This window comes from Pelomonas sp. Root1217 (assembly GCF_001425705.1).
Classification (GTDB): Bacteria; Pseudomonadota; Gammaproteobacteria; order Burkholderiales; family Burkholderiaceae_C; genus Pelomonas.
Genome location: NZ_LMDC01000001.1, coordinates 397,836 through 423,465 on the forward strand (window position 1 = coordinate 397,836; position 25,630 = coordinate 423,465).

Genomic DNA, 25,630 nt, shown 5'->3' on the forward strand with positions numbered 1-25,630 from the left:
ACATGGTTTCAGTGGTCACCGGCAATGGCAACGGCTTGATCAACACCTCCAAGGACGTGTTGGGCGGGGCAGGCGGGATGGGACAGGCCGCCACGGGGCGAGCCGGTGAACAGATCACCGTCAACGCGGCCAACGGCAACCTGGTCATCCAGGACCGCGACGAATACCTGGTCGGCGTCGGCCCCGACGTCGACCTGCTCCGTACCTACAACAGTCAGGGCGGTTGGGATGGTGATAACGGGGATGGCTGGCGCGTCGGCTACTACCGGCGCGTGTCGGGCCGCGTGGGCACCGTCAACACCGCCGGCAGCAGCATCAAGCGCACCGATGCGGACGGCCACGAGGCGTCGTACGCCTTTGATACCGCCAGCGGCAAGTACTTCACGGCCGAGGGCTCGGGCCAGTTCGACAGCCTGAGCTACAGCGCTGGCGTCTGGACCTGGACCGATGGCGATACCGGCACGACAGAAACCTACGCCAATGTCGACGGGGAGATCTACCGGCTCAATCAGATCACTGACGCCCAAGGCAACTTCGTCAAGGTCGACTACGACGGCGCTGGCCTGATCAGCTCACGTCATCCGCTACGCCTACGACAAGGTTGGCAATCAGCGGTTCGTCGTCAATGCAGAAGGTTTCGTGAGCGAGCGGCGCTACGACGCGGCAGGCCGGATCGTGGCGAGCGTGGAGCACGAGCAGCCTTGGACCTGGAGCGTCGGCGCCGTGCCGAGCGAGGCGGACCTCGCGGCGATCTATTCGCCAACCAAACGCGAGTTCAACAAGGACATGGACGGGCTCGGGGGTTCCGTCGGCATCTGGGAAGCCGGAAGGCTCAAGCTGGTCAGCGAGCCCCTGCCAAACGGCGGCTATGCGCTCATGACCAGCCCAAAGCAGATGCCGGTGGGGTCAGTACTCAAACTCGACTATCAGCCGGTTCACCTCCAGCAGTTGATGCACATCATGCTCAAGGATGGGGCTGGTGGTATGAGCCGAGCGGCCCTGATTTTCAAGAACAACGGACACGTCTATACCCAGCGCCGACAGCTAGAAGCGAACATACCCACCGGAACGTTCGTGGAGGTGGACATCGGGGTCTACGTTCCGGGCAAGACGTACAGCATCGAGATGGAGTCGACTGCCACCGGCGCGCGAGTGTTTATCTATGAAAAGGGCACGTCGCGCGCCAGTGGCTTGGCGGCAACGATTGTCGAGCCGACGACGGACTGGCAGTCCGTTCGGGCTGAGTTTGCCGTTTTGCGTGCGGCCAATTTGCCGCCAGGTCAGACGGTCAGCTACATCGACAACATGGAGGAGATTCCACCGCTCAACGGCCGAGTTACTCAATTTTCCTACGACGCCGCAGGCCGCCAACGCTTTGCGGTGGACGCCGAAGGCTATGTCACCGAGACGCGCTACGACGACGCCAATGCCCGCATGACGACGCTGCGCTACGCCAGCCGGCTGAATGGCAGCAGCAGCTACACGCCTGCTGCCTTTGCCCCTGCGCTGAACACGTTGACGGCTGCACTTCCGGGTCTGGGTGCGGCGACCAGCGTCATCCGTGAACTCGACCGCGCCGGGCGACTGAGCGTTGAGACCGATGGCAATGGCGTGCAGACCCAGTTCACCTACGACGCCGCCGGCCAGCTGGAGACCGAGGTCCTGGCTAGCAACGTGGTTGGGCAAGCCAGCACGACGCGCTACGCCTACAACGGCGCCGGCCAACGCATCTCGATCACTCGCGCCGACGGCACGGCGCTGGCCAGCACCACGCGCTACGAATACGACGCCCAAGGTCGCCTGTGGCACGAGATCGACCCCCGCGGCGTCGCGCTGGCCGAAGGCACCGGCGCCTGGGAGCAGGCCGAGCGCGTGCGGCTGGGCTACGCCACGGACCTCTCCACCCTGGCCGCCGACGCCAAGGCCGCGGCGCAAACCGCGCTGCGCAAGCTCTACACCACCGACTACGGCTACGACGCCGCCGGCCGCGTCACGACAGTCACCGACGCGCTGGGCGGCGTCACCGCGACGGACTACGACGCCTTCGGCCGCGCCAGCGTCATCACCGATGCGCGCGGGTTCAAGCGCTATCAGGTCTACGACAAGACCGGGCGCCTGCTGCAATCAGTCGATGCACAGCGCTACCTCACCGCCTATGGCTACGACGCTTTCGGCAACCTCACCAGCAGCCTGCGCGTGGATGCCAAAGTGCAAGGCACGCTGTCGGGCGGCCAAGCCGTCGTTCTGGCCACCTCGGCGCAGGCCAATGGTGCCTACGTGCTCACCAACGCCACGGCCGACGCCCTCACGAGCCGCACCTACGACCGCAACGGCCGCCTGCTCAAGGAAACCGACGCCGAGAACTACCTTGAAGGTAGCGACGCGCTGGACGCCTTCGGCCAGCGCCTGAGCGTCAAGAACAAGCTCGGCGCCACCGTCACCTACACCTACGACCGCCTCGGGCGCCTGCTCACCGAAACCCTGCCCGTGCAGGCCAAGGACGGCACCGGTGCGCTCAAGGACGTCGTCAACGAATACCAATACGACAGCCGCGGCAACCGCATCGTCAGCATCGAGGCCAAGGGGCTGACCGAACAGCGCACAACGCAGATGGCCTACGACGCCAACGACCGCCTGGTCCGGCGCATCGGCATGAGCTACACGGCCACCGCCGCTGACGGCAGCACCAGCACCGTCACGCCGGCCGACGCGATGCGCTACGACGCCCGCGGCAACCTCATCGAGCAGGTCAGCCATGGCCAGCTCCAGGCCGACGGCCTCACCGTCAATGGTGGCAGGCGCTCCGTGGCCTGGTATGACGCGCTCAACCAAAAGACGCTGGAGATCAGCGCCGACCGCGTCGCCTCGCGCGCCAGCTACGACGCCGCGGGCAACCAGATCATGCAAACCGTCTACGCCACGCGCATCGCCGACGGCGTGACCCTCGACCCGGTGGGCAGCGCGCCTGCGGTCACCGCCGACACCGCCAACGACCGCACGCTGCGCACCCTGTACGACGCGCTCAACCGCAAGACCCAGACCTCGCTGGATAACCTCTACGCCTGGAGCAGCGGTGACGGCACCAACCTCGTCATCAGCGGCCTGACGCCGCTGAACACGGTGCTGCAGAGCTTCTTCTACGACGCGGTGGGCAACCTGACCGAGCGCAAGGATGGGCGCGACAATTCCAGCTTCGAGTACTTCGACGGCAACGGCCGGCGGACCCTGTCGATCGACGCCGGCGGCGCGGCCATCGCGTGGGAGTACGGCCACGCAGGCAACGTCGCTACCAAACAAACCCGCTACGCCGCGATGCTGCCCGGCGGCTACGCCCGCCAGGCTAACAAGCTGGCCAGCGCCGGCGCCACCAACGACCCGGCGCAGCTCATCCCCGTCATCACCGGGCAGTTCGTGCCTACCGGCGAGCAAAACCGCATCACCGAGGTCAGCCTGGACCGACTGGACCGCGTCACCGAGCAGCGCCTCTTGAACGTGGCGCAGGACACCATCGACGCCAGCGGCACCCGCACGCAGAGCACGACGACCGCCATCACCCGCTACCAGTACAACGGCCTGGGCGCCGTCACGCAGACCCAGGCGCTGGCGGCGGAGGTCGGCACGACCCTGACCTGGGAGCAGACCGACATCAGCTACGACAGCCTGGGCCGTGAGACACGGCGCGAGGCGCCGGGCTATAGAGACTTCGAGGGCGCCGACGTTCGGCCCACCACCGACACCGAGTACGACGGCCTGGGGCAGGTCAAGCGGCGCATCCAGCGCGGCAAGGACACCACCGTCGAGACGGACGACCGCGTCACGCTCAGTGGCTACGACGCCAACGGCCTGCTCGTGCAGACAACGGACGCGGCAGGCGCCATCACGACCTATGCCTACGACGCCAGCGGCAACCTGAGCCGGCGCGTGAACAAGGACGTGCGCCGCTCGGACAGTACCGCCAGCGCCCCCAAGCTGCGCGACATCATCACCAGCTACGAGTTCGACGCGGCCGGGCGCATCGTCGTGGAAAAGCACTGGGAGAGCGACAAGGCGGCCGCGGCCGAGACCCGCAAGACCCGCTACAACGCCTTCGGCGAGTTCAGCGCCAAGGGCATCGGCGACGGCTGGGAGGAGTTCGCCGAGTACTCCACGCTGGGGAAGGTTGTGAAGACCAACGCGGGTGACGGGGCGATCAAGTTCTACGTCTATGACGCCAATGGCAACCAGACCCGCGAGATCCGCGGCAATGGCGACGCGACCTACAAGGTGGCCGGGCTGGACGTGGCCATCGACCTGCGTAGCCTCACCCTGCAGCAGGCTACATCCGGCAAGCGCAACCCTGCCGACACCGCCTTCCTGCCGCTGTACTCGCGTGTCAGCGTCTACAACTCCCGCAACCTCATCACCCAGACCATCGATCCGCAGATCGATGTGCTCAAGAGCGCGGTGACGATGGGTGGCCTTTACAACGAGCAGTGGGTGCCGACTTGGACGCCGCCAACGCCCACCATCATCAACGAGACAATCATTCCTCAAGGTGCAGTCACGGCCACAAGCGGAGCTTCGCCACGGCTGAATATTTCTGTGCCGGGCGTCAGAATGATCGCCTGGGACTTCAGCCACAACGTGCCGAGTACCGATTCAATCTGGCCCCCGTTCTACGCTTTCGGCTCCGACAGTTTTTCTATCGATCTGTCAGCGTTCAAAGGCAAGGGTGAACAGTTGTTCTCGTACTCGACGGATGCGCCTCGCACGTTGGGACGTGGCCGGTTCACAGTGGATGCGCAAGGCACGGTCAGTTTTTCTTTCGATCCGCAGTTCGACACAGACCGTTTCACTGGCTCCATCTCAGTGCCAGGGGAGCCCGCCTATGTAAATCCGGGGCAGTACACGCAATACAAGTTCAGCGTGACCGACGAGGCGACGGGTCAACTGCTCAGAGAAGGACAGTTCGAATCCGTGTATGGCCAGTTCGCGGGACAAATATCGCTATGGCAACTCCGCCCAACAGGGTCGCAGCCGTCCCCGCGAGTCCTGCAGATCCAGTATTCGACACCCAAGTTCACAATTCCGTATGCCGGCGGCGGCTCGGCGACGATGCGAGTTCTTTTCTACAAGGACGGAACGATCTCGTACTCGCAGTCGGCGGATCCTCTCAAGCGGCCCGTCACCTTGACCATCAAGGGACGCCAGGCCGTTGGCGCGTCTCTGACCTTTGCCGGCCGCGACATCGAATTGCCCGCCAGCAGCAGCGTCTACACACCGGCGACCGCTACGACGCCGGCCTATACGACCTTCACGTTCGATGCAGCCAGCTACGTCGGCACCAGCGGGATCTACAGCTACGACCTGCGTCCCTATGACGGCATGGGCCGCATCCTTCGGGATGAGGCGGGCGTGGAACTGACCCAGTCGGGCCGCATCGTCTTCGACGCAACGGGCGGCAAACCGCCGCAAGTCCAGCAGCTGATCACCGTCCTGTCCAACCAACCCAGTGTCACCATCAAACGCTTCCAATCCTTCAACGCCTTCGGCGACGTGGTGGAAGAACGCGACGAACGCGTGGCCGAGCGGATGCTTGCGGCCATCAACGACGACCGCAAGAGCAAGAGCCAATCCGCGCTGACTGCCCTGACCGCCGACCAACTCGCCAGCGCCAAGACCACGCTGCAATACAACACCCTGGGCCAGCTCATCGCCAAGCTCGACCCCGAAACCTTCGTCACCGCAGAAAACGGCTACCGCTACCGAGCCCGCCCCGAGACCCGTTTCGGCTACGACCTGCTGGGCCGGCACACCACCATGCTGGATGCCAATGGCAACTTGAGCCGCGTGCAATACCTGGCCGGCAGCCGCGGCGACGATGCCCTGGTCGTGAACGAATTCGACGCCGCCGGCGGCAATGCCGACGCGTACAACGCCACTGGCGGTGGCATCCGCACGAGCCAGTACGACATCTTCGGCGACGCCCGCAAGATCACCGACGCCGAGGGCGCCGTCACCGAGCGCAACTTCGACAGGCGCGGCCTGCTCACCACCGTTACTCGCAAGGGCGTGCAGCGCCTGGCCAATGCCACGACTGGTGCGCTCGACGCTGGCCGCGACCTCAGCGACAGCTACGCCTACGACGAACTCGGCCAGCGCCTGACCGCCACGAACGCGCTCAACATCACCACCCGCACCGACTACGACGCCCTGCAGCGCGTCGTGCAGACCGTCTCCGGCAGCGGCTTTATCACTGGCTATACCTACGAGCTGCGCCAGGCCGGCGCCACCGGCATCACCAGCGTGGCTGGCGCCGGCGGCGCGGCCACCATCACCGGCGGCTATGTGCGCACCACGCTGCAGGCCGACGGGCGCAGCCTCATCGACAAGGTCGACTACTTCGGCCACACCACCTGGCACCAGGACCTCAGCGGCGCGCAGTTCACCTACACCTTCAACAGCGCCGCCCAGCTCGTCAAGCAGACCAGCACCGTGCACACGGGCCAGAGCGCCGCGCAGAGCGTCGACTACACCTACTACGCCAACGGCTACATCCGCTCCTTCACCGACAACACGCAAGGCATCACCAGCGAGTACGCCTACGACAACGCCGGCAACCGCGTCGCCGAAGGCACTTTCAGCCTCGTCAACGGCACCAAGGCCACGGCCTACCAGAACGCCACCATCACCTACGACGAGCTCAACCGCATCTCGCGCGTGCGTGACGCCAACTTCTTCGACGTGGCCTACGAGTTCGACGCCGTCGGCAACCGCCGGCGCATCACCGCCACCTACTGGGACGGCCTGGCCGGGCTGCTGGGCGGGGGCACGCAGGACTACTGGTACGCCTACGACAAGCTCAACCGCTTCACGGTCAGCAAGGGACGCCTGGAAACTTCCGTCGGCGTGGCCACCACGGCGCGGGGCACGAGCGCAGGCGACACCGGCATCGTCATCAAGCGCGGCACCGAGGGCACGCTGCTGGGCTACGACAAGGTCAGCCAGCGCCGCTTGGCCACCTATAACGACCCTTACCTCGTCGCCGGCGCCCAAACCGTCAGCGAAACCTATACCTACAGCCAGGACGGCTACCTGCTGACCACCGCGCAAACCACCGCGTACATCAACGGTCTTGTTGCCACGCGCAAGGTCGATGACGTGGGCCGCACCACGCTGCTCACCGACATCTTCAACCATCAGTCCACCCAAAGCACCTACGACAACGACAACCGGCTGCTCACCCAGAGCTTCGTGGGCGACATCCGCAACCTCAGCGACACGAGCAAGAACTACACCGTTACCTACAGCTATTACAAGGACAAGACCGACGCCACGACCAGCCAGACGGGCACCGGGGCACTCGCCAGCGTCGTCCAGCAGCCTGCAGCCAACATTGCGAGTGCCTTTGCGACCACCACGACTTACAAGTACGACTACTGGGACGACGCCAAGCAGACCGTCATCACCAAGTACACGGCCAACCAAAACACGGCTAACACACTCAAGTACGACGTCAACGGCCATCTCAAGAGCAACACCGACGCCGGTACCGGCCAGACTCAGAGCTACCGCACCAACGCCAACGGCCAGGTGCTGCAGCGCACCAGCGGCTCGATGGCGCACTACTTCTACTACGCCGATGGCCACCGGATCGGCGACGTGGGCAACACGCCCGAAGACAAGCTGCGCGTGAGCTACGCCGAGCAACTGCACCGCAAGGGCTTCCCGGAGACCGCCGATCAGCGCCGCGAGCGGTACAAGCGCCCCAGCCCGGCCACCAGCGCCGACTTCGACCAGAACTACGAGCCCATCAACGACAGCTACCCCGGCAGCGCCGCCGGCAGCTACACCGTGCGCCAGGACGGCGAGACGCTGCGCACCATCGCGCAGTCGCTGTGGGGCGATTCCAGCCTCTGGTACGTCATCGCCGAGGCCAACGGCCTGCTGGGCGATGGCGCGCTCAAGGCCGGCCAGGTGCTGGTGATCCCCAACAAGGTCACCAACATCCACAACAACAGCCAGACCTGGCGGCCCTACAGCGCCGGCGAAGCTATCGGGGCGGTGGACCCGAACTGGTCCGAGGCCAATATGGCGGGGTTCAAGAAGCTGGGCGAGGATATCCAGCGCTCCATCGGCAGCGCCATGAACAACCTGGCCATGGGCAATTGGATGATGCAGATAACCGAGCAGGCGGCGTCAATGGCTTCGGCCAACTTGAACTTCTTCTATGCGATGAAGGGAATCGACGCTCGCCTGGATGCGGCCAAAAAGGAAAGCGAGAAATATTCCCTCGCGCCGCCGCCACCGCCACCGCCCTCGGGCAAAACCCGGCTGGGCAATCCGAGTGGTCCCCGCCTCAACATCCCAACGGGGGAGGGCTCAAGCCGATATAGCCTGCCTTCGGGATCTTCGGGCCTTGCGGTCAATCAGGGTGGGTTCTGGTCAAGCGCTCAAACCTTGACCAGTGGGTACAGCTTCTCGGCGTCGCTCGGTTTTCAGCTCGCCGGCTGGGGCAGCGATGTTGGCATCGGCGGGGCAAGTGTTGCGGCGCTGGAATGGCGGGGGACGGCGCAGAGCGCGCTTGGCAACGCGTTAGGCGACTCCATGGTGGCCAACGCGCAGTCCGACGTGAACTCGAGCAAGGCGCTAGATCAGTTTGACGCTGAGACCGCAAGACTTACGAGGTACCAGGAGGCCGCACCAGCCGCTGATGATGAAAGGGGTATGGCCTTCAGAAACGGTGTTCCTCCACGTGCGGGCATGAAGTTCACCGATTATGGATGGCAATACATTGACGGCAACGCGCCTGGCGGATATGGCGACCAAGCGGTGCTTGCCGCGAATCAAGCAGTGACCAAGCAGGTTGGTCCGGGCCAATTCAAGCATGTGATGCCTGACGGCCACACCGTCTATGACGCAAGCCCATACGCCCCACCGACCGAGGAAAGTCGCAGGGTGCGTGACCAGTTGCAGGAGCGCTATGAGGTAGAGCGCACGGCCGAGAACACAGCAGTTCGGGCGGCCACCTACTCACGATTCCAGTCCTTTGCCGAGGACATGGCGGCGCGCAAGGTGGCCTTACCTCTCCCTGAGAGCTTGCGAATGTCCAGCATGGAAAAGGCGCATCTTTTCTTGGATGGCGTCAACCTCCTTGCCGATGGTCCATTCGCTTTAGTCGGTGCCTTCGCCGGGATAGTCGATGCGGGCCTCTACTTCTACGAGGGCAAGAATTTCGATGCAGGGCTATCCCTTGCTGGAGCCGTTCCTCTGCTGGGCGCGACGTTCTCTGTTGGCCGTTCTGTTGTGCGCATGGGCGATGATTTGGCGAGTGGCCTTGTCGCTGCGCGCGTGACGGATCTAGGTCGAGAAGGGCACGCGCTCGTTCGCCATGGTGGCTCCGTGACAAATGAGCAGTTATTCACTCGAGCAGTTACTGGCGTAGCACCTGACGGATCAGTTGCGTTGGCGAGCAACGGGTTAGTCAGACTTCCACCCTCCTCATCGGCGTTTTACTCTGATCAATTGCTTGCCCAATCAGACCTATTGATTCGAAACAAGTACCTAGATCAAGCAATCGCGTTCATGCCGCCCGGCGCTACGCGGGTTGTTATTGAAGCGGTGGATACTGGTACAGTAGTTGGACGTGGATATGATCGTGTTATTTCCACCGTCGGCGGTGTTGGGCCGCTTCGCTACCATGACTCATTGACGCACGTGCAAGGCGTTTACGACTATCACGCGCAGTCCGGAACTTGGCTAACCATCACAATCTTTCCGGTGAGGAAATGACAGACTTTCTCTATATAGATCACGTGCTGGCGAGTTACTTTGCCGCAAGCACCGGCGCTTCGGATGCTGAGGCAGTTGCGCAACTGCGACAACATATGCTGTCTAGCCCATCGCTCGCGAGAGGCCTTTCGGAAGAGGTCAAGCGCGCATTCAGTGAGCACACGTATTCATGGCGAGCTGTGCTTGCAAAATGCGACGTGTTATGCGCAGAAGATGAGGGCGAGGCGAAAAAATATGCACAGCAGCTGTTCGCGGAAATATTTGCTCCTGCGTAGGGTTGCTCATTGTGGCAATTTAGGTGTTGGGTCCCATGTGATTGTGTTCCCCTTCGAAATCGGACCCTGTTCAAAGCAAAAGGCGTGATGCGCGAGCTTATTCTCAGCAGGCTCGCAAGAGGCTCGGGGTCAAAGAGGTTCGAGGTCAAGGTTCGCAATGTCCGCAAGGTTCACACAAGGTTCGCGCGAGGTTCGAGGTTACCCATTAGCCGCCCCCGTCAAGTGGCAAACCCGCGCCCCTGCACCGTAAGAGCGCACCTTTTCTCCTTCAAGACTGCATTCCCCGGCGTCGAACTCACCGCGCACTTGGTTCTCGCAGTATTGGCTGGGCCACAGCGCACCAGTCACCCATCAGGATCAAGGCCTTGAACTCAGCGTTTGAAGCGCCGAACTCGCCACCCTGGCGGCATTCACCGTCCCAGACAACCGTCTGTTCCCCAGCCCGTCCACTCATTGCGGGGCGCGACGGCCCCGCACAGGTCTTGTGGCTACGTGCCCGTGGTCGCCACGCGCGACACGCTCCAACCCCATCTGGCTCACGCTGCGGGCGTTGCGAACTCCTTCCACTCCAGGGTGGGATCGACGCGGGCAGTGACCTGCAACCGGCCAGCCGTGCCAAGGCAACAGAGAAAAATCCGCACAACCCCAGAGCTCAGCCAAGCGCTGTGACGTCAGGGCAGTGCGCCGTCCACCCAGGCGCCCAGTTGCGCAGCCGTCATCGCACCGCTCTGCCGCCCAACCTCACGGCCGCCAACGAACAGAACGGTTGTCGGGATGCTGCGGATCTGCAGGCTGGCGCTGGTGCGCTGCGCTGCATCGCTGTTCACCTTGACGAAGCGGATTTCCGGCCGGGTGGCGGCGAGTTGCTCGAAGTGCGGGGCATAGGAGCGGCAGGGTCCGCACCAGGCGGCCCAGAAATCCACCAGCACCGGCGCCTCGGTGCCCTGAAGGTAGGGGCCGAGGTCAGCGTCGCCCAGGGCTACGGGCTTGCGCGGCGCAACGGGCCCGCCGCAACGCCCGCAGGTGGGATCGTCGGCCAGGCGTTCGTCGGGCACGCGGTTGCGGGTTCCACACTGGGGGCAGACGAGCAGCATGGGGTGAATTTAGTCCACGGGACTGGGTGCGGCTGCGTGCGCGCCGCCGCATGCCCGCGTAGGCCTCGCCTGACAGCGGAGGCTCAGTGGCGTTCGACGCTCGCTTGACGTCTATTTGACGATCAACACCGGCGTTTCGATATGCGACAGCACCTTCTGCGCCTCGCTGCCCAGCAGCAGCGCCGCGAAGCCCTTGCGGCCGTGCGAGGCCATGACGATGAGGTCCACGTTCTCGGCCTTGGCGTGGTCGACGATGGCTTCCCAGGCGTGCAGGGCTTCGGTGGTGTGCCCACGGCAGGACAGGCCCTGTGCCGCTGCCGCCGCGCTGACGGCCTCGACGCGCTGGGTGGCGACGCGCAGTTGCGCGTCGATGAACTCCTGCGGCGGCACGGGCTGGATCTCGGAGACGGCGCTGTACGGGAAGGGCTCCATGACGCTGAGCGTCAACAGCTGGGCGCCGTGAATCTTGGCGAGCTGGATGGCGGTGTCCACCGCGTGGGCGGTGATGTCGGAGCCGTCAGTGGGGACGAGGATGCGCTTGAACATTCGGTCCTCCAGTCGTTACGAAGAACCACAGTGTGGCCGATCAGGCGCCGGAATGCTTGTCGGAGATCAACGCTTTGCTCCTCCCCTGGCCTAACCTTTGGCGATAGGGCGGGCCGGGTCTGACGACCATTCGCTCCAGGAGCCGGGGTAGAGCAGGCTCTCATTCGATTCATCCAGGCCGGCAACGGCCATGGCCAACAGGTTGTGACAGGCGGTGACACCAGAGCCGCATTGCTGGACCACCGCGCTGGCACTGTGCGGTGCCAGCAAGGGCTGGAATTCGGCACGCAACTGGGCAGCAGGCTTGAAGCGGCCGTCGGCGCCGAGGTTGTCCTTGAAAAAGCGGTTGCTGGCGCCGGGGATGTGCCCGGCGGCCTTGTCCAGCGGCTCGACCTCGCCACGGAAGCGCTCGGCGGCGCGGGCATCGATGAGGCGCACGTTGCCGAGCTTCTTGAGCAGGGTGGCGGCGTCGATCTGGCCGACCAGCGGCTGGCCGGGTTGCCAGTCGGTCGGCGTGGCAGTTGGCACATCCGCCGTCATTTCGCCGTCCCAGGCGCCGTCCAGCACGGCCACCTCGGCGTGGCCCAGCCAGCGCAGCATCCACCAGATGTGGGCGGCGTAGGGGCCGCCCTGGCGGTCATAGGCGACGACCTGGCGGCCGGCGGCAAGACCGAGGCGGCGCATCAGCGCGGCGAAGGCCTCGCGCTCAGGCAGCGGGTGGCGGCCGCGGAAAGACCCGTCGGGGCCGGTCTTGTCGCCGCAGAGGTCGCGGTCCAGGTGCAGGTAAAAGGCGCCGGGGATGTGGCCGGCCGCATAGGCGCGCTCGCCGGCGTCGGTGTCGGCGAGGTCGAAGCTGCCTTCGAGGATCAGCGGCGGCTCGGGGGATTGAAGCAGCGCGCGCAGCTCGGCGGGGGTGATCAGCGTGGTGTAGGTCATGACTCGGCGGGGTTGAACTGGCTGTCCTTTGGCGGCGGGGCGACCTTGGAGCGCAGCAGCGTGGCCGCAAGGCCGGCGCCGATGATGAGCAGCATGCCGAAGGTGGCGTGCCAGGTCAGCGGGTCCTTGAACAGCAGCATGCCGTAGATGAAGGAGAAGACGATGCCCAGGTATTGCAGGCAGGCATTCACCAACGGGCGGCCGATGGAGTAGGCGCGTGTCAGGCAGACCTGTGCGGTCGTAGCCAGCACGCCGACGGCGAGGAGCAGAAACGCGCCCCACAGCGTGTGGCTTTGCAGGCCGCCCTGGGTCACGGCCGTGATGACGGCGCCGGCCACGCAGCCGCCGACCGAGAAATAGAAGACGACGCGCAACTCGGGCTCGCCGACGCGGCCCAAGGCCGTGACCTGCAGATAGGCCATCGCGGCGATCATGCCCGACAGCAGGCCGGCCAGGCCGTACCAGAGCTGCTGCTGGTCCAGCGTCGGGCGCAGGATCAGCGCGACGCCGACAAAGCCCAGCAGCACCGAAGCCATCAGCCGCCAGTCCAGCCGCTGGGCACCCATCAGCACGGCGCCGCCGAGCAGGAAGAGGGCCATCCACACCGAGGACATGTAGTTCAGCGTCATCGCCGTGGCCAGCGGCAGGTGGCTGATGGCGTAGAACCACAGGCACAGCGAGGTGACGCCGGAGATGCTGCGCCACAGGTGCATGCCGGGCAGGCGGGTCTTGAGACTCAAGCCCTGGCGGTGCGACAGCAGGGCCATCATCACGGAGCCGACCAGGCCGCGGTACATGACGATCTCGCTGGCCGCGTAGAACTCGCTGGCCAGCTTGACGCAGACGCCCATGGTGGCGAACAACAGCGTCGCCGCGACCATGAGCACCGAGGCGGGCATCAGGCGCTGGCGGCCGGGTCCATGCCCATTTGCCCGCGAAACCATTCATGGAAGTGCTGCATGCCGTCTTCCATCGGGCTTTGATAGGGGCCGGTCTCGTTGTCGCCACGCATCATCAGCGCCTTGCGGCCGGCGTCCATGCGCTCGGCGATCTCGTCGTCTTCCACGCAGGTTTCCATGTAGGCCGCCTGGTGGGCCTCGACGAAGTCGCGCTCGAAAGCGGCGATCTCCTCGGGATAGTAGAACTCGACGAGGTTGACGGTCTTCTGCGGCGACACCGGGTGCAGCGTCGACACGACCAGCACATGCGGGTACCACTCCACCATGATGTGCGGGTAGTAGGTCAGCCAGATCGCGCCGGCTTCCGGTGGGCGGCCCTCGCGGAACTTCAGCAGTTGGTCGTGCCAGCGCTGGTAGACCGGCGAGCCGGGGCGCTCCAGTTCCTTGTGCACGCCGACGGTCTGCACCGAGTGGTGCTTGCCGAACTCCCAAGCCAGGTCGTCGCAGCTGACAAAGCCGCCCAGGCCGGGGTGGAAGGGGCCGACGTGGTAGTCCTCGAGGTAGACCTCGATGAAGGTCTTCCAGTTGTAGTTGCACTCGTGGACCTGGACCTTGTCGAGCACATAGCCGGAGAAGTCCAGCTGGGCGCGCGGGCCCAGCTTGGCCAGCTCGGCCGCCACGTCATGGCCGTTGTCCTCGAACAGCAGGCCGTTCCACTCCCGCAGCTTGTAGCGGTTCAGGTTCAGGCAGGGGTCTTCGGCAAAGTGAGGCGCGCCGATCAACTCGCCCTGATGTGAATATGTCCAGCGGTGCAGCGGGCAGACGATATTGGCCTGGGTGTTGCCGCGACCCTTGAGCATCAGCGCCTGGCGGTGGCGGCAGACGTTGGAGATCAGCTCGATACCCTGGCTGGAGCGCACCAGCGCCCGGCCTTCGCCCTCCTGCGGCAGGGCGTAGTGGTCACCGATTTCGGGGACGGCCAGTGCATGGCCGACGTAGCGGGGCCCTCGCTGGAAGATGCTGGCCTGCTCGCGCTGGAACAGATCGGGGTCGAAATAGGCGCTCACCGGGAGCTGGGTCTGGCTGCGTTTGAGCGCCGAGACGGGAAGACTCAGGTCGGACATGATCCAGGCGGGTCTTTCAGGCGGGTAGAGGTGCTGCGTCCCTCCGGCGCATCTCGGCGGTGCCGAGTCGGCCAGGTTGCTAGGTGTGGAAAGGGGTTCGAAGCCACGCGCGTGCGCGCTCGAGCGAGAGGTCCGGGATTCTACGCATGCCCGCGTCCTCCGTCCGACGGTTACGTCCGCATGCACCAAGCTGAGGAAACCCGCTGACTACAATTGCCGTTTCGCGTTTTGAAATGACCAAGTCCTCTCCCCGCACCAAGGCCGCCACGAGCGACGGCGATGCCGACCTCAGCTACGAGCAGGCGCTCGACGAGCTGGAACGGATGGTGGCGGCCATGGAGGGGCAACAGCTGCCGTTGGACCAGCTTTTGCACAGCTACAAGCGTGGCGCCGAGTTGCTGGCGCTGTGCCGCGGGCGGCTGCAGGCGGTGGAACAGCAGGTCAAGCTGCTGGACGGCGCCGAACTGAAGGCCTGGGAGGGCCCCGAATCTTGAATGCACAGGACTTTGACCGCTGGGTGCAGGCGTCTTTGAACGCCTTCGAAGCGGCGCTGGATGATCTCGTGCCCGCCACCGCACCGGCTGGCCTTGGCGAGGCGATGCGCTATGCAGTATTGGGTGGTGGCAAGCGGCTGCGCCCCTTGCTCGTGCTGGCAAGCTGCGCGGCCGTGGGCGGCGACAGCTTTGCGGCGATGCGCGCGGCCTGCTCGGTCGAACTGATCCACGCCTATTCGTTGGTGCATGACGACATGCCCTGCATGGACAACGACGTCATGCGCCGCGGCAAACCGACGACGCATGTGGCGTTCGGCGAAGCCCAGGCCATGCTGGCCGGCGACGCGATGCAAGCGCTGGCCTTCGAAGTGCTGACGCCCGACACGGGCATCGCCCCGGCCCTGCAAGCGCGGCTGTGTGCGCTGCTGGCCCGCTCGGCCGGCCACGACGGCATGGCCGGCGGCCAGGCGATCGACCTGGCCAGCATTGGCAAGCAGTTGGACGAAACCACGCTGCGCGACATGCATCGACGCAAGACCGGTGTGCTGCTGCAGGCCAGCGTTCTGATGGGCGCGGCCTGCGGGTCGGTGTCGACGCAGGCGACCCAGTCGCTGTCCGACTACGGCGCTGCGCTCGGCCTGGCCTTCCAGGTTGTCGACGACATCCTCGACGTGACCCAGGATTCCGAAGTGCTGGGCAAGACGGCCGGCAAGGACCAGGATGCCAACAAGCCCACCTACGTCAGCGTGCTCGGCCTGAACGCAGCACGCGCCCTGGCTCAAGCGCTGCGCGCCGAAGCCAAGGCGGCCCTGGCCGCCAGCGGCCTGGCCGATGTGAGCCACCTCAGCCTGCTGGCCGACTCCGTTGTAGAGCGGGACAACTAAAGAGGACCGCCATGGAATACACGCTGCTCAAAGGCATCGACAGCCCGGCCGACCTGCGCCGCCTGCCGCGCACCGAACTGCGCAAGCTGGCCGACGAGGTGCGCGCCTTCGTGCTGGAGAGCGTCTCCAAGACTGGCGGCCACCTCGGCTCCAACCTTGGCACGGTCGAGCTGACCGTGGCCCTGCATTACGTGTTCAACACACCGGACGACCGGCTGGTGTGGGACGTGGGCCACCAGACCTATCCGCACAAGGTGCTGACCGGCCGGCGTGACCGCATGCCGGGCCTGCGCCAGATCGGTGGCATCAGCGGCTTCCCGCGCCGTGACGAGAGCGAGTACGACACCTTTGGCACCGGCCATTCGTCGACCAGCATCTCCGCGGCCCACGGCATGGCCATGGCCTTCAAGCTCAAGGGCGAAGACCGCCGGGCCGTGGCCATCATTGGCGATGGCTCCATGACAGCCGGTATGGCCTTCGAGGCGCTGAACAACGCCGGCGTGGCGCACGGCGGCCTGATGGGCGACCTGCTCGTCATCCTGAACGACAACGACATGTCTATCAGCCCGCCGGTCGGTGCGCTGAACAAATACCTGGCGCGGCTGATGAGCGGCAGCTTCTACGCCGCCGCCCGCGAGAGCGCCAAGAGCGTGCTGAAGAACACGCCGCTCTACGAGTTCGCGCGCAAATTCGAGGAGCACACCAAGGGCATGGTCGTGCCGGGCACGATCTTCGAGGAATTCGGCTTCAACTACGTCGGCCCCATCGACGGCCACGACCTCGACTCGCTGATCCCGACGCTGGAGAACCTGCGCGAGAAACGGGGCCCGCAGTTCCTGCACATCGTCACCAAAAAGGGTGCGGGCTACAAGCTGGCCGAGAACGACCCGGTCAAGTACCACGCGGCCTCCGGCAAGTTCGACCCCGCCGTGGGCTTCGTCAAGCCGGCCACGCCGCCCAAGCTAACCTTCACCCAGGTCTTTGGCGACTGGCTGTGCGATATGGCCGAAGCCGACCCGCGGCTGGTCGGCATCACGCCTGCGATGCGCGAGGGTTCGGGCATGGTCGAGTTCCACAAGCGCTTCCCGCAGCGCTATCACGACGTCGGCATTGCCGAGCAGCACTCGGTCACCTTCGCCGCTGGCCTGGCCTGCGAGGGCATCAAGCCCGTTGTCGCGATCTACTCGACCTTCCTGCAGCGCGCCTATGACCAGCTGATCCATGACGTCGCCATCCAGAACCTGCCCGTGCTGTTCGCGCTGGACCGCGCCGGCCTGGTGGGTGCTGACGGCGCCACGCATGCTGGCAACTACGACATCGCCTACACGCGCTGCATCCCCAACATGGCCGTGCTGACGCCGGCCGATGAGGACGAATGCCGCCAGTCGCTGTACACCGGCTTCATGCACGACGGGCCGGTGACGGTGCGCTACCCGCGTGGCGCAGGAGCAGGCATCACGCCCGTCAAGGCGATGACGGCCCAGCCCTGGGGCAAGGGCGAAGTGCGTCGGCACGGCCAGCGCATTGCGATCCTGGCCTTCGGCACGCTGCTTTATCCGGCGCTGGAAGCCGCGGAACGGCTGGACGCGACAGTGGCCAATATGCGCTTCGTGAAGCCGCTGGATGCTGAGCTCGTCGCCGAACTGGCGCGCTCGCATGACGCCATCGTCACCCTTGAAGACGGCTGCATCATGGGCGGCGCAGGCAGCGCCGTCACCGAGGCGCTGAACGCTGCCGGCCTGAATGTGCCGGTGCTGCAGCTCGGCCTGCCCGATGAGTTCGTCGAGCATGGCGACCCGGCCAAGCTGATGAGCCTGTGCGGCCTGGACGCTGCCGGCATCGAGGCCAGCATCGTCAAGCGTTTCGGGACAAAGCCGACGGTCGTGCGCGCCGCAGCGCGCTGAGCAGGGCATCGACCAGCGGCTGCGCGGGCCGATGCAGCGGAATCAAGGCGCTGACGCGGTAGGGAATCGACACCGCCAGCGGTCGCACGACCAAGCCTGAGTCGGCGCAGGCGGCCGCGGTCAGCGGATTGACGATGGCGGTGCCCAGCCCCGAGCGGACCAGCTCGCAGACGGCCACTGCGCTGTGCGTCTGCACGCGCAAGCGGCGCTGGATGCCTGCCGCGTCAAAGCGCGCATCGATCTCCCGCCGGTAGGGGTCGTCCTCGGCGAGGCTGATGAAGTCCTGGCCCTCGAAATCCTTCAGCGCCAACCGCTTGCGCGAGGCGAGCGCGTGGTCGGCTGGCAGCACGGCCACTTCGTCCGCTTCCAGCACCGGCTCGACGCGCACGCCAGGCAAGGGCGTCGCCTGCTCGGCCAGGCCGAGGTCGAAGCGTTGCTCGCTGATCCACGCATCCAGCAGCGGCGGCTCGGCCGGCGTGATGTTGATGCGTGCACCGGGGTGCCCAGCCAGCAGCACGGCAAGCGCGCCGGGCAGCAAGGCGTGGCTGAGGGCGGGCAGGCTCAGCACGGTCAGTTCGGCATCTTCGTCTCGCCCGAGGGCCTCGGCCCGCTCAATCACGCGGGCCAGGCCCTGGAAGCTGCGCTCTACTTCGTCGAACAGGACCCGCGCTCTCGCCGTGGCCTTGAGCCGGCCGTGCTCGCGCTCGAACAGGGCATAGCCCAGCAACTGCTCCAGCCGCGCGAGGTCGCGGCTTAGCGTCGGTTGTGAAGTGTGCAGCAGCGAGGCGGCGCCGGTGACGCTGCCGGCGGTCATGACGGCGCGGAAGACCTCGATGTGACGGTGCTGGATATCCATATCAGGAATGAATTGTCGCTGCACAAATTTCAATTTGATTGAATGGATGGCCGCGGGCATGCTTCGATCCATGACAAAGCCCCTGCCTGCCGCCCTGAACCCCGCCCGCCTGCAAGCTCTCGCCGCCGAGCACGGCACGCCGCTGTGGGTCTACGACGCAGCCACCATCCGCGAGCGCGCCGCGTCGCTGCAGCGGTTCGACGTCGTGCGTTTCGCGCAGAAGGCCTGCTCCAACATTCACATCCTGAAGCTGCTGCGCAAGGCCGGCGTCAAGGTCGACTCGGTGTCTCGCGGCGAGATCCTGCGAGCCTTGGCCGCTGGATACACCACCGGCGGCGATGACATCGTCTTCACCGCCGACCTGCTCGACCACGCGACGCTGGCCACCGTCATCGAGCACCGCATTCCCGTCAACGCCGGCTCCATCGACATGCTCGATCAGCTCGGCGCCGCGTCACCCGGCCATGCCGTCTGGCTGCGCATCAACCCGGGCTTCGGCCACGGCCACAGCCACAAGACCAACACCGGTGGCGAGCACAGCAAGCATGGCATCTGGCATGCCGATCTGGGCGCCGCGCTGGCGGCCATCCGCCGCCATGGGCTCAAGCTGGTCGGCCTGCACATGCACATTGGTTCGGGCGTGGACTACGAGCATCTGGCCCAGGTCGGCCAGGCCATGGTGGGCCTGGTGCGCGAAACGGTCGCGGCCGGCCACGACCTGCACGCGATTTCGGCCGGCGGTGGCCTGTCGATTCCCTACCGCGATGGCGATGCGCGCATCGACGTGGCTCACTACTTCGGGCTGTGGGATGCCGCCCGGCGTGAGGCTGAAGGCGTCGTGGGTCACGCACTGAAGTTGGAGATCGAGCCTGGCCGCTACCTCGTCGCCGAAAGCGCCGTGCTGCTGGCCGAGGTGAGGGCGGTCAAGAACTCGGGCGCCAACCGTTTCGTGCTCGTGGACGCCGGCTTCAACGAATTGATGCGCCCGGCCATGTATGGCGCCTTCCATGCCATGAGCGTGATCGGCGCCAGCGGCCCCGAGCAACCCACCGTCGTGGCCGGCCCGTTGTGCGAGTCGGGCGACGTGTTCACCCAGGGCCCCGGCGGCGAGGTGCTGACCCGCGACCTGCCGGCGGCCAGCGTTGGCGACCTGCTTGTCATCCACGACGCGGGTGCCTACGGCGCGTCCATGTCCAGCAACTACAACAGCCGCCCGCTCGCAGCCGAGGTGCTGGTGGACGGCGATGCCGGTCGGCTGATCCGTCGCCGGCAGACGGTGGAGGAATTGCTGGCGCTGGAAATCTGACACGGATACCGCCTGCCAACGGCTGAAGCCGTTAGCCCAAAGTCCGGAGATCATCCGGCCATGAAGCTCGTTCCGATCCAACAGGTTGGCGGCCATATCAAGGCCGGTTCGCCTCTGCCGTTTGGGGTACGTGATGGCGAGGGCAAGCTGCTGCTGGCCAGGGGCCAGCCGGTACCCAGCGAGCAGATGCGCGAGGCGCTGCTGAACCGCGGCGTGTTTGTCGATATGGAGGAAGTGCGCGATGCGTCGGCCCGCGGCCATGAGGGCGGCGCGGGCGGCGAGGACTTCTTCGCGCGCTGGGAGGCCCTGCAGACGCGGTTGTCCGTGCTGCTGCGTGCGCCGCAGGAAACCCTCTTCCTCCCGCGCGTCAAGGAATGCGCCGCCCAACTCCTCGTGTGGGCCGAGCGCTTCCCGGATCAGTTGCTCTTTGTCGTCGTCCAGCACGACCACAGCCGCCATGAGGTCTATGGCCTGGCGCATCTGCTGCACACGGCCACCGTCGGCGCGTTGCTGGCGCGGCGCCTGGCTTGGACGCCGGAGCGCCAGAAGAGCCTCGTCGGCGCCGCGCTGACGATGAATCTGTCCATCATCGACCTGCAGGGGCGCCTGGCCTCGCGCGGCGGCAAGCTGGCGCCGCCTCAACGCGCGGCCATCGACCGCCACCCGGACGAAGCCGTGGCCTGGCTGCGCAACGCCGGCCTGGATGACGCCGAGTGGCTGGCTGCGGTGGCCCAGCACCATGAGCAGCCGGGCGGTGGCGGCTACCCGCAAGGCTTGGTCGAACCCGACGAGACGGCCCAGTTGCTGCGCCTCGTCGACATCTTCCTGGCCAAGCTCGCCAGCCGGGGAGGGCGAGCCGGGCTGCCAGCGCCGCAGGCGGCCAAGTCGCTCTACACCGGCAGCAACGGCCATCCGTTTGCTGCGCTGCTGGTCAAGGAGGTCGGCATGTTCCCGCCCGGCACGCTGGTCAAGCTGGCCAGCGGCGAGATCGCCGTGGTGGTGCGCCGCGGTACATCAGGCAACACTCCCATCGTCAGCGCCGTTATGAATCGTCATGGGGATGCCTTAGGCTCTCCTGTCAGGCGTGATACGGCGTTGGCCGAGCATGCGATTACGGGCTTGGTGGCCGCGCAGGTGCTGCGTGTGAAGCTCAGTCCGCATCACCTCTACGACCGCCGCTACGAGGCCTGAGGATCTGGCTTCATAGGCTGGGTCAATGATGCTGATTTGATAAATGTTTTCTACTGAAAACCTCGATTCGATATAGTTCTAGCCATCCCATCAACCAGCCCCCACGGAGCCTTCGAATGTCCCTGATCAACACCCAAGTCCAGCCCTTCAAGACCGAAGCCTTTCACAACGGCAAGTTCATCACCGTTAGCGACGAGACGCTGAAGGGCAAGTGGTCTGTGCTGATCTTCATGCCGGCCGCCTTCACCTTCAACTGCCCGACCGAAGTTGAAGACGCGGCCGACAACTACGCCGAATTCCAGAAGATGGGCGCCGAGGTCTACATCGTCACGACCGACACGCACTTCTCGCACAAGGTGTGGCACGAAACCTCGCCGGCCGTCGGCAAGGCCAAGTTCCCGCTGGTGGGCGACCCGACCCACACGCTGACCAACGCCTTCGGCGTGCACATCCCCGAAGAAGGCCTGGCGCTGCGCGGCACCTTCGTGATCAATCCGGACGGCGTCATCAAGACCGCCGAGATCCACTCCAACGAGATCGCCCGCGACGTCAAGGAAACGTTGCGCAAGCTCAAGGCTGCCCAGTACACCGCCGCCCACCCGGGTGAAGTCTGCCCGGCCAAGTGGAACGAAGGCGCCAAGACCATCGCACCGTCGCTGGATCTGGTCGGCAAGATCTAAGCTCGTCACGTGACGAATACCAGGAACCCGGGAGGGTTCCTGCCTTCCGCAGAGCCTCACAGGTTCTGCTGAAAGGGCCTCCGGCACCGGGGACCCTTTCAGCAGTGGCCCGCCTCGCCACGCCTCACTGAAAGGACCTCACCATGTTGGACGCCGCACTGAAGACCCAGCTCCAGGGCTACCTGGACCACGTCAAGCTCCCGTTCGAAATCATTGCCTCGCTGGACAACTCTGCGTCGAGCGACGAGATGCGCGAGCTGCTCGAAGAGATCGCCGGCATGAACGACAAGATTTCGTTCCGCGCCGATGGCGTCGACACGCGCACGCCGTCCTTCCTGCTGCGGCGCACCGGTACCGAGCAAAGCCTGCGTTTCGCGGCCATCCCGCTGGGCCATGAGTTCACGTCGCTGGTGCTGGCCCTGCTGTGGACCGGCGGCCATCCGCCCAAGGTCGAGCAGGCCCAGATCGATGCCGTGAAGGCGCTGGACAGGGACCTCGACTTCGAGATCTACATGAGCCTGACCTGCCATAACTGCCCGGACGTCGTGCAGGCGCTGTCGCTGATGTCCATCGTCAACCCGCGCATCCGCACCACCATCATCGATGGTGGCCTGTTCCAGAGCGAGGTCGAAGGGCGCGACATCATGGCGGTGCCGGCCGTCTGGCTGAACGGCCAGCCGTTCGCCTCGGGCCGCATGTCGCTCGAAGAGATCGTCGCCAAGCTCGACACCGGCGCTGCCGTGCGCGATGCGAAGAAGCTCGATGCCGAGGCCCCCTACGACATGCTGATCATCGGCGGCGGCCCGGCCGGCGCCGCTGCGGCCGTCTACGCCGCGCGCAAGGGCATCCGTACCGGCGTCGCGGCCGAGCGCTTTGGCGGCCAGGTCAACGACACGCTGGGCATCGAGAACTACATCTCCGTCTCGGTGACCGACGGCCCGAAGTTCGCGGCCGCGCTGGAAGGCCATGTCAAGGACTACCAGGTCGACATCCACAACCTGCAGCGCGCCGAGAAGCTGACGCCGGCCGCGCAGCCGGGCGGCTTCGTCGAGGTGGAACTGGCCAACGGCGCCAAGCTCAAGGGCAAGACCGTCATCCTGTCGACCGGTGCGCGCTGGCGCAATGTCGGCGTGCCCGGCGAGGCCGAGTACAAGAACAAGGGCGTGGCCTACTGCCCGCACTGCGACGGCCCGCTGTTCAAGGGCAAGCCCGTGGCGGTCATCGGTGGCGGCAATTCCGGCGTCGAGGCGGCCATCGACCTGGCAGGCATCGTCAAGCATGTGACGCTGATCGAGTTCGGCGCCGAACTGCGTGCCGACGCGGTGCTGGTCAAGAAGCTGCAGAGCCTGCCCAACGTCACCATCATCGTCAACGCGCAGACGACCGAGTTCACGGGTGGCAGCAATGGCAAGCTCGACGGCCTGAACTACACCGACCGCATCAGCGGCGAGAGTAAGCGCGTCGAAGTCGACGGCTGCTTCGTGCAGATTGGCCTGGTGCCCAACACCGAGTGGCTGCGCGGCACGCTGGAGCTCAGCAAGCACGGCGAGATCATTGTGGACGCCAAGGGCGCCACCTCGCTGCCCGGCGTATTCGCGGCGGGCGACGTGACGACCGTGCCCTTCAAGCAGATCATCATCGCCGCCGGTGATGGTGCGAAGGCGGCGTTGGGGGCCTTTGACTTCCTGATGCGGAGCTGACGCCGGTCCGCCTAGACTGCGCTCACAGCGCCCGCCAAGCGGCGCACAGGGAGAGCGGATGAGACTCGCATTGCTGATCGCGCAGCTGGCGCTGTGTTGCGTCGCGCTAGGTATGTTGTGGCTGATGTGGCAGCGCGAGCGCCGCACGAAAAGGCTGCAGGATGCGTTGTTGAACGAGCTGCTGCCGGGGCTGGCGCCCCAGCATCGCTGGTTTCGCATCAACCTGGCGCGGGCGCCGTTCTTTGCCCGGCGGATGCGCGTCGCCGGTTTCGAGGCCAAGGGCCTGTTGATCGACCAGGGCGAGCAACTGCGCATCGTGGCCGTGCAGCCGGACGGGCAGCGCCTGGAACGGCTGCTGCCCAAGACAGCACAGACCATCCGCTGGAAGGGCAACGTCGGCCTGCGCTCCGCCAATCTGCATTGGCTGGAGATGGGAAGCGGCTCCGACGCTTTCCTGGTTACGGCGGACACCGGCCTGAATGCGATGCCCTCGCGCGAGGCGACTGCCGACCTCATGCGCACGCTGTTGCCGCGGCAACCCCTCGATGCGTCAGCGCTCAGCGACTTCGCGTTGGAGAGGCACCCGGCGACGCTTGCCCTCGTCGTGGTCTGCCTGGCGCTGTTGGTGCTCGCCCTCATCGACATCACGCTCAGCTCGCATCAACTGCTTCAGCCGCGCAGCCTTTACGCCATCGGTTTGCTGGCTGCGCCTGCCGGACTGTTGATCTACCCGCTGCTGGTACGGCACAAGGTGCCGGGCAGAGAGGCAACGGCGCTCAGCGGCTTGCTGGCCGTCGCGTTGAGCATCGCAACTCCAGCGGCTGTCTTGCGGCTGGATCAATGGCTGTCGGACGGGGCTGTCGCCACACCCTACCGCCTCGTCCGCGGCGCTCACCTCCAGCCCGTCGAGTCCGGTCCGCCGGAGGTGACGCTATCCAACGTGAGTGAGTACTGGAACCAGTTCGAGCCCGGGTCCATCCACAACCTCGATATCGTCCATGGCCCCCTGGGCCTGTGGCAGTTGGACCGCAGCCGCCTCAACGCGATCACGCGGGACTGGTATCGCCGCGAGGACGGCGCCACGCCAGCCGCAAGCCATCCAGCGAGTACAGCGCCAGCGCCGCCCAGATGAAGCCGAAAGCGATCAGACGGCTCGCGCTCATCGGTTCGTGGAACAGGAACACGCCCAGCAGGAATTGCAGCGACGGCGACACGTACTGGACGACGCCCAGCGTCGCCAGCGAGAGGCGCCGTGCGCCCGCCGCGAACAGCAGCAGGCTGCCGGCCGTCACCGGGCCGGTGCCGATCAGCCAGGCCCAGTCCACCGCCGTCTGCCCGGCCATGCTGCCGTCCTGCGACCACCAGATCAGGCCGGCGGCGGCCAGCGGCGCCAGGATCAGCGTTTCCAGCGTCAGCCCCTCGATGGCACCGAGCGCCGCCGTCTTGCGCATCAGGCCATAGAGGCCGAAGCTGACTGCCAGCACCAGGGCCACCCAGGGCAGCTTGCCGCCTGCCACCGTCAGCCACAGCACGCCAAAGGCCGCCAGCCCCACGGCCAGCCATTGCACCGGGCGCGGGCGCTCGTGCAGCACGGCGAATCCCAGCGCCACATTGACCAGCGGGTTGATGAAATAGCCCAGGCTGGCGTCGATGACATGGCCATGCCCGACAGCCCAGACATAGGTCAGCCAGTTGATGGCGATCAGCGTGGCCGACAGTGCAAAGCGCCGCCAGGTCGCCGCGCTGACGTCCTTCAGCCAGGACAGATTGCGCGTCACCAGCAGCACGACGGCCACGAAGGCCAGCGACCACAACGTGCGGTGGGCCACGATCTGCAGCGCGGGTATGGAAGCGATCTGGCGGAAGTAGAGCGGGAACAACCCCCAGCTCAGATAGGCGCCGAGGGCGAAGAGGACACCGGAATTCATCGGCCGCATTCTGGCCGTGCGGGTAAGCCCGGGGATATTTGA

18 protein-coding genes are annotated in these 25,630 nt (G+C 65.6%); 11 read left to right on the plus strand and 7 right to left on the minus strand.

Going from position 1 to position 25,630, the window contains the following annotated elements:
* The first annotated feature begins 2 nt into the window (after positions 1 to 2).
* The 3 genes from ASC95_RS30335 to ASC95_RS31595 are packed head-to-tail and all read left to right on the plus strand — an operon-like array spanning position 3 to position 10,046.
* Positions 3 to 1,166, plus strand: coding sequence for a DUF6531 domain-containing protein (locus ASC95_RS30335; RefSeq protein WP_157255912.1), 1,164 nt, complete (start codon positions 3 to 5; stop codon positions 1,164 to 1,166).
* The gene (locus ASC95_RS01955; protein ID WP_235537658.1) at positions 1,153 to 9,771 is read left to right on the plus strand and encodes a LysM peptidoglycan-binding domain-containing protein; all 8,619 of its coding nucleotides are present in this window, start codon (positions 1,153 to 1,155) and stop codon (positions 9,769 to 9,771) included. The genes ASC95_RS30335 and ASC95_RS01955 overlap by 14 nt, the downstream gene beginning before the upstream one ends.
* The gene (locus tag ASC95_RS31595) at positions 9,768 to 10,046 is read left to right on the plus strand and encodes a hypothetical protein (RefSeq protein WP_235537659.1); all 279 of its coding nucleotides are present in this window, start codon (positions 9,768 to 9,770) and stop codon (positions 10,044 to 10,046) included. The genes ASC95_RS01955 and ASC95_RS31595 overlap by 4 nt, the downstream gene beginning before the upstream one ends.
* Before the next feature lie 671 nt (positions 10,047 to 10,717).
* Here ASC95_RS31595 and trxC read toward each other — a convergent pair.
* The 5 genes from trxC to ASC95_RS01980 all read right to left on the minus strand — a co-directional run bounded on the left by trxC (position 10,718) and on the right by ASC95_RS01980 (position 14,645).
* Positions 10,718 to 11,140, minus strand: coding sequence for a thioredoxin TrxC (trxC, locus tag ASC95_RS01960; RefSeq protein ID WP_057296109.1), 423 nt, complete (start codon positions 11,138 to 11,140; stop codon positions 10,718 to 10,720).
* Between the two features lie 111 nt (positions 11,141 to 11,251).
* Positions 11,252 to 11,686 carry a universal stress protein gene (locus ASC95_RS01965; protein WP_056198567.1) on the minus strand — a complete coding sequence of 145 codons (435 nt, stop codon included), beginning with the start codon at positions 11,684 to 11,686 and terminating at the stop codon, positions 11,252 to 11,254.
* A 90-nt stretch (positions 11,687 to 11,776) separates the two neighbouring features.
* Positions 11,777 to 12,622 (minus strand): sulfurtransferase, encoded by an 846-nt coding sequence (locus ASC95_RS01970; RefSeq protein ID WP_057296110.1) that lies wholly within the window; start codon positions 12,620 to 12,622, stop codon positions 11,777 to 11,779.
* Complete coding sequence (locus ASC95_RS01975) at positions 12,619 to 13,521, minus strand: DMT family transporter (RefSeq protein ID WP_235537660.1); 903 nt, start codon at positions 13,519 to 13,521, stop codon at positions 12,619 to 12,621. The genes ASC95_RS01970 and ASC95_RS01975 overlap by 4 nt, the downstream gene beginning before the upstream one ends.
* Entirely contained in the window at positions 13,521 to 14,645 is a 1,125-nt protein-coding gene (locus ASC95_RS01980; RefSeq protein ID WP_057296111.1) for an SRPBCC family protein, read from the minus strand. Before ASC95_RS01980 ends, ASC95_RS01975 begins: the two co-directional genes overlap by 1 nt.
* 233 nt (positions 14,646 to 14,878) lie before the next feature.
* Here ASC95_RS01980 and xseB point away from each other — a divergent pair, with 233 nt between their 5' ends.
* From xseB to dxs, 3 genes are read left to right on the plus strand one after another with little or no spacing between them, the layout of a single operon-like run.
* On the plus strand, positions 14,879 to 15,139 hold the full coding sequence (gene xseB / locus ASC95_RS01985; protein WP_057296112.1) for an exodeoxyribonuclease VII small subunit: 261 nt from the start codon (positions 14,879 to 14,881) through the stop codon (positions 15,137 to 15,139).
* A complete protein-coding gene (locus tag ASC95_RS01990; RefSeq protein WP_057296113.1) occupies positions 15,136 to 16,023 on the plus strand; it encodes a polyprenyl synthetase family protein in 888 nt (295 codons plus the stop codon). Before xseB ends, ASC95_RS01990 begins: the two co-directional genes overlap by 4 nt.
* Positions 16,024 to 16,034: 11 nt before the next feature.
* Positions 16,035 to 17,927, plus strand: a complete 1,893-nt coding sequence (dxs, locus tag ASC95_RS01995) for a 1-deoxy-D-xylulose-5-phosphate synthase (RefSeq protein ID WP_057296114.1) — start codon at positions 16,035 to 16,037, stop codon at positions 17,925 to 17,927.
* On the opposite strand, the gene ASC95_RS02000 is transcribed toward dxs, so the two are convergent.
* Positions 17,878 to 18,783, minus strand: a complete 906-nt coding sequence (locus tag ASC95_RS02000) for a LysR family transcriptional regulator (protein WP_057296115.1) — start codon at positions 18,781 to 18,783, stop codon at positions 17,878 to 17,880. The genes dxs and ASC95_RS02000 overlap by 50 nt on opposite strands.
* A 70-nt stretch (positions 18,784 to 18,853) precedes the next feature.
* Between ASC95_RS02000 and lysA the strand changes: the two genes are divergently transcribed.
* From lysA to ASC95_RS02025, 5 genes are all read left to right on the plus strand, one after another.
* Complete coding sequence (gene lysA / locus ASC95_RS02005; RefSeq protein ID WP_057297006.1) at positions 18,854 to 20,089, plus strand: diaminopimelate decarboxylase; 1,236 nt, start codon at positions 18,854 to 18,856, stop codon at positions 20,087 to 20,089.
* Between the two features lie 60 nt (positions 20,090 to 20,149).
* Positions 20,150 to 21,280: an HD-GYP domain-containing protein gene (locus ASC95_RS02010; RefSeq protein WP_057296116.1), complete on the plus strand. Its 1,131-nt coding sequence runs from the start codon at positions 20,150 to 20,152 to the stop codon at positions 21,278 to 21,280.
* 116 nt (positions 21,281 to 21,396) lie between these two features.
* Positions 21,397 to 21,960, plus strand: a complete 564-nt coding sequence (gene ahpC / locus ASC95_RS02015) for an alkyl hydroperoxide reductase subunit C (RefSeq protein WP_057296117.1) — start codon at positions 21,397 to 21,399, stop codon at positions 21,958 to 21,960.
* 143 nt (positions 21,961 to 22,103) lie between these two features.
* On the plus strand, positions 22,104 to 23,660 hold the full coding sequence (ahpF, locus tag ASC95_RS02020; protein WP_057296118.1) for an alkyl hydroperoxide reductase subunit F: 1,557 nt from the start codon (positions 22,104 to 22,106) through the stop codon (positions 23,658 to 23,660).
* Positions 23,661 to 23,718: 58 nt separating this feature from the next.
* The gene (locus tag ASC95_RS02025) at positions 23,719 to 24,792 is read left to right on the plus strand and encodes a hypothetical protein (RefSeq protein ID WP_157255914.1); all 1,074 of its coding nucleotides are present in this window, start codon (positions 23,719 to 23,721) and stop codon (positions 24,790 to 24,792) included.
* Here ASC95_RS02025 and rarD read toward each other — a convergent pair.
* On the minus strand, positions 24,707 to 25,588 hold the full coding sequence (gene rarD / locus ASC95_RS02030) for an EamA family transporter RarD (protein WP_057296120.1): 882 nt from the start codon (positions 25,586 to 25,588) through the stop codon (positions 24,707 to 24,709). The two genes, ASC95_RS02025 and rarD, sit on opposite strands and share 86 nt — an antisense overlap.
* Positions 25,589 to 25,630 lie beyond the last annotated feature (42 nt).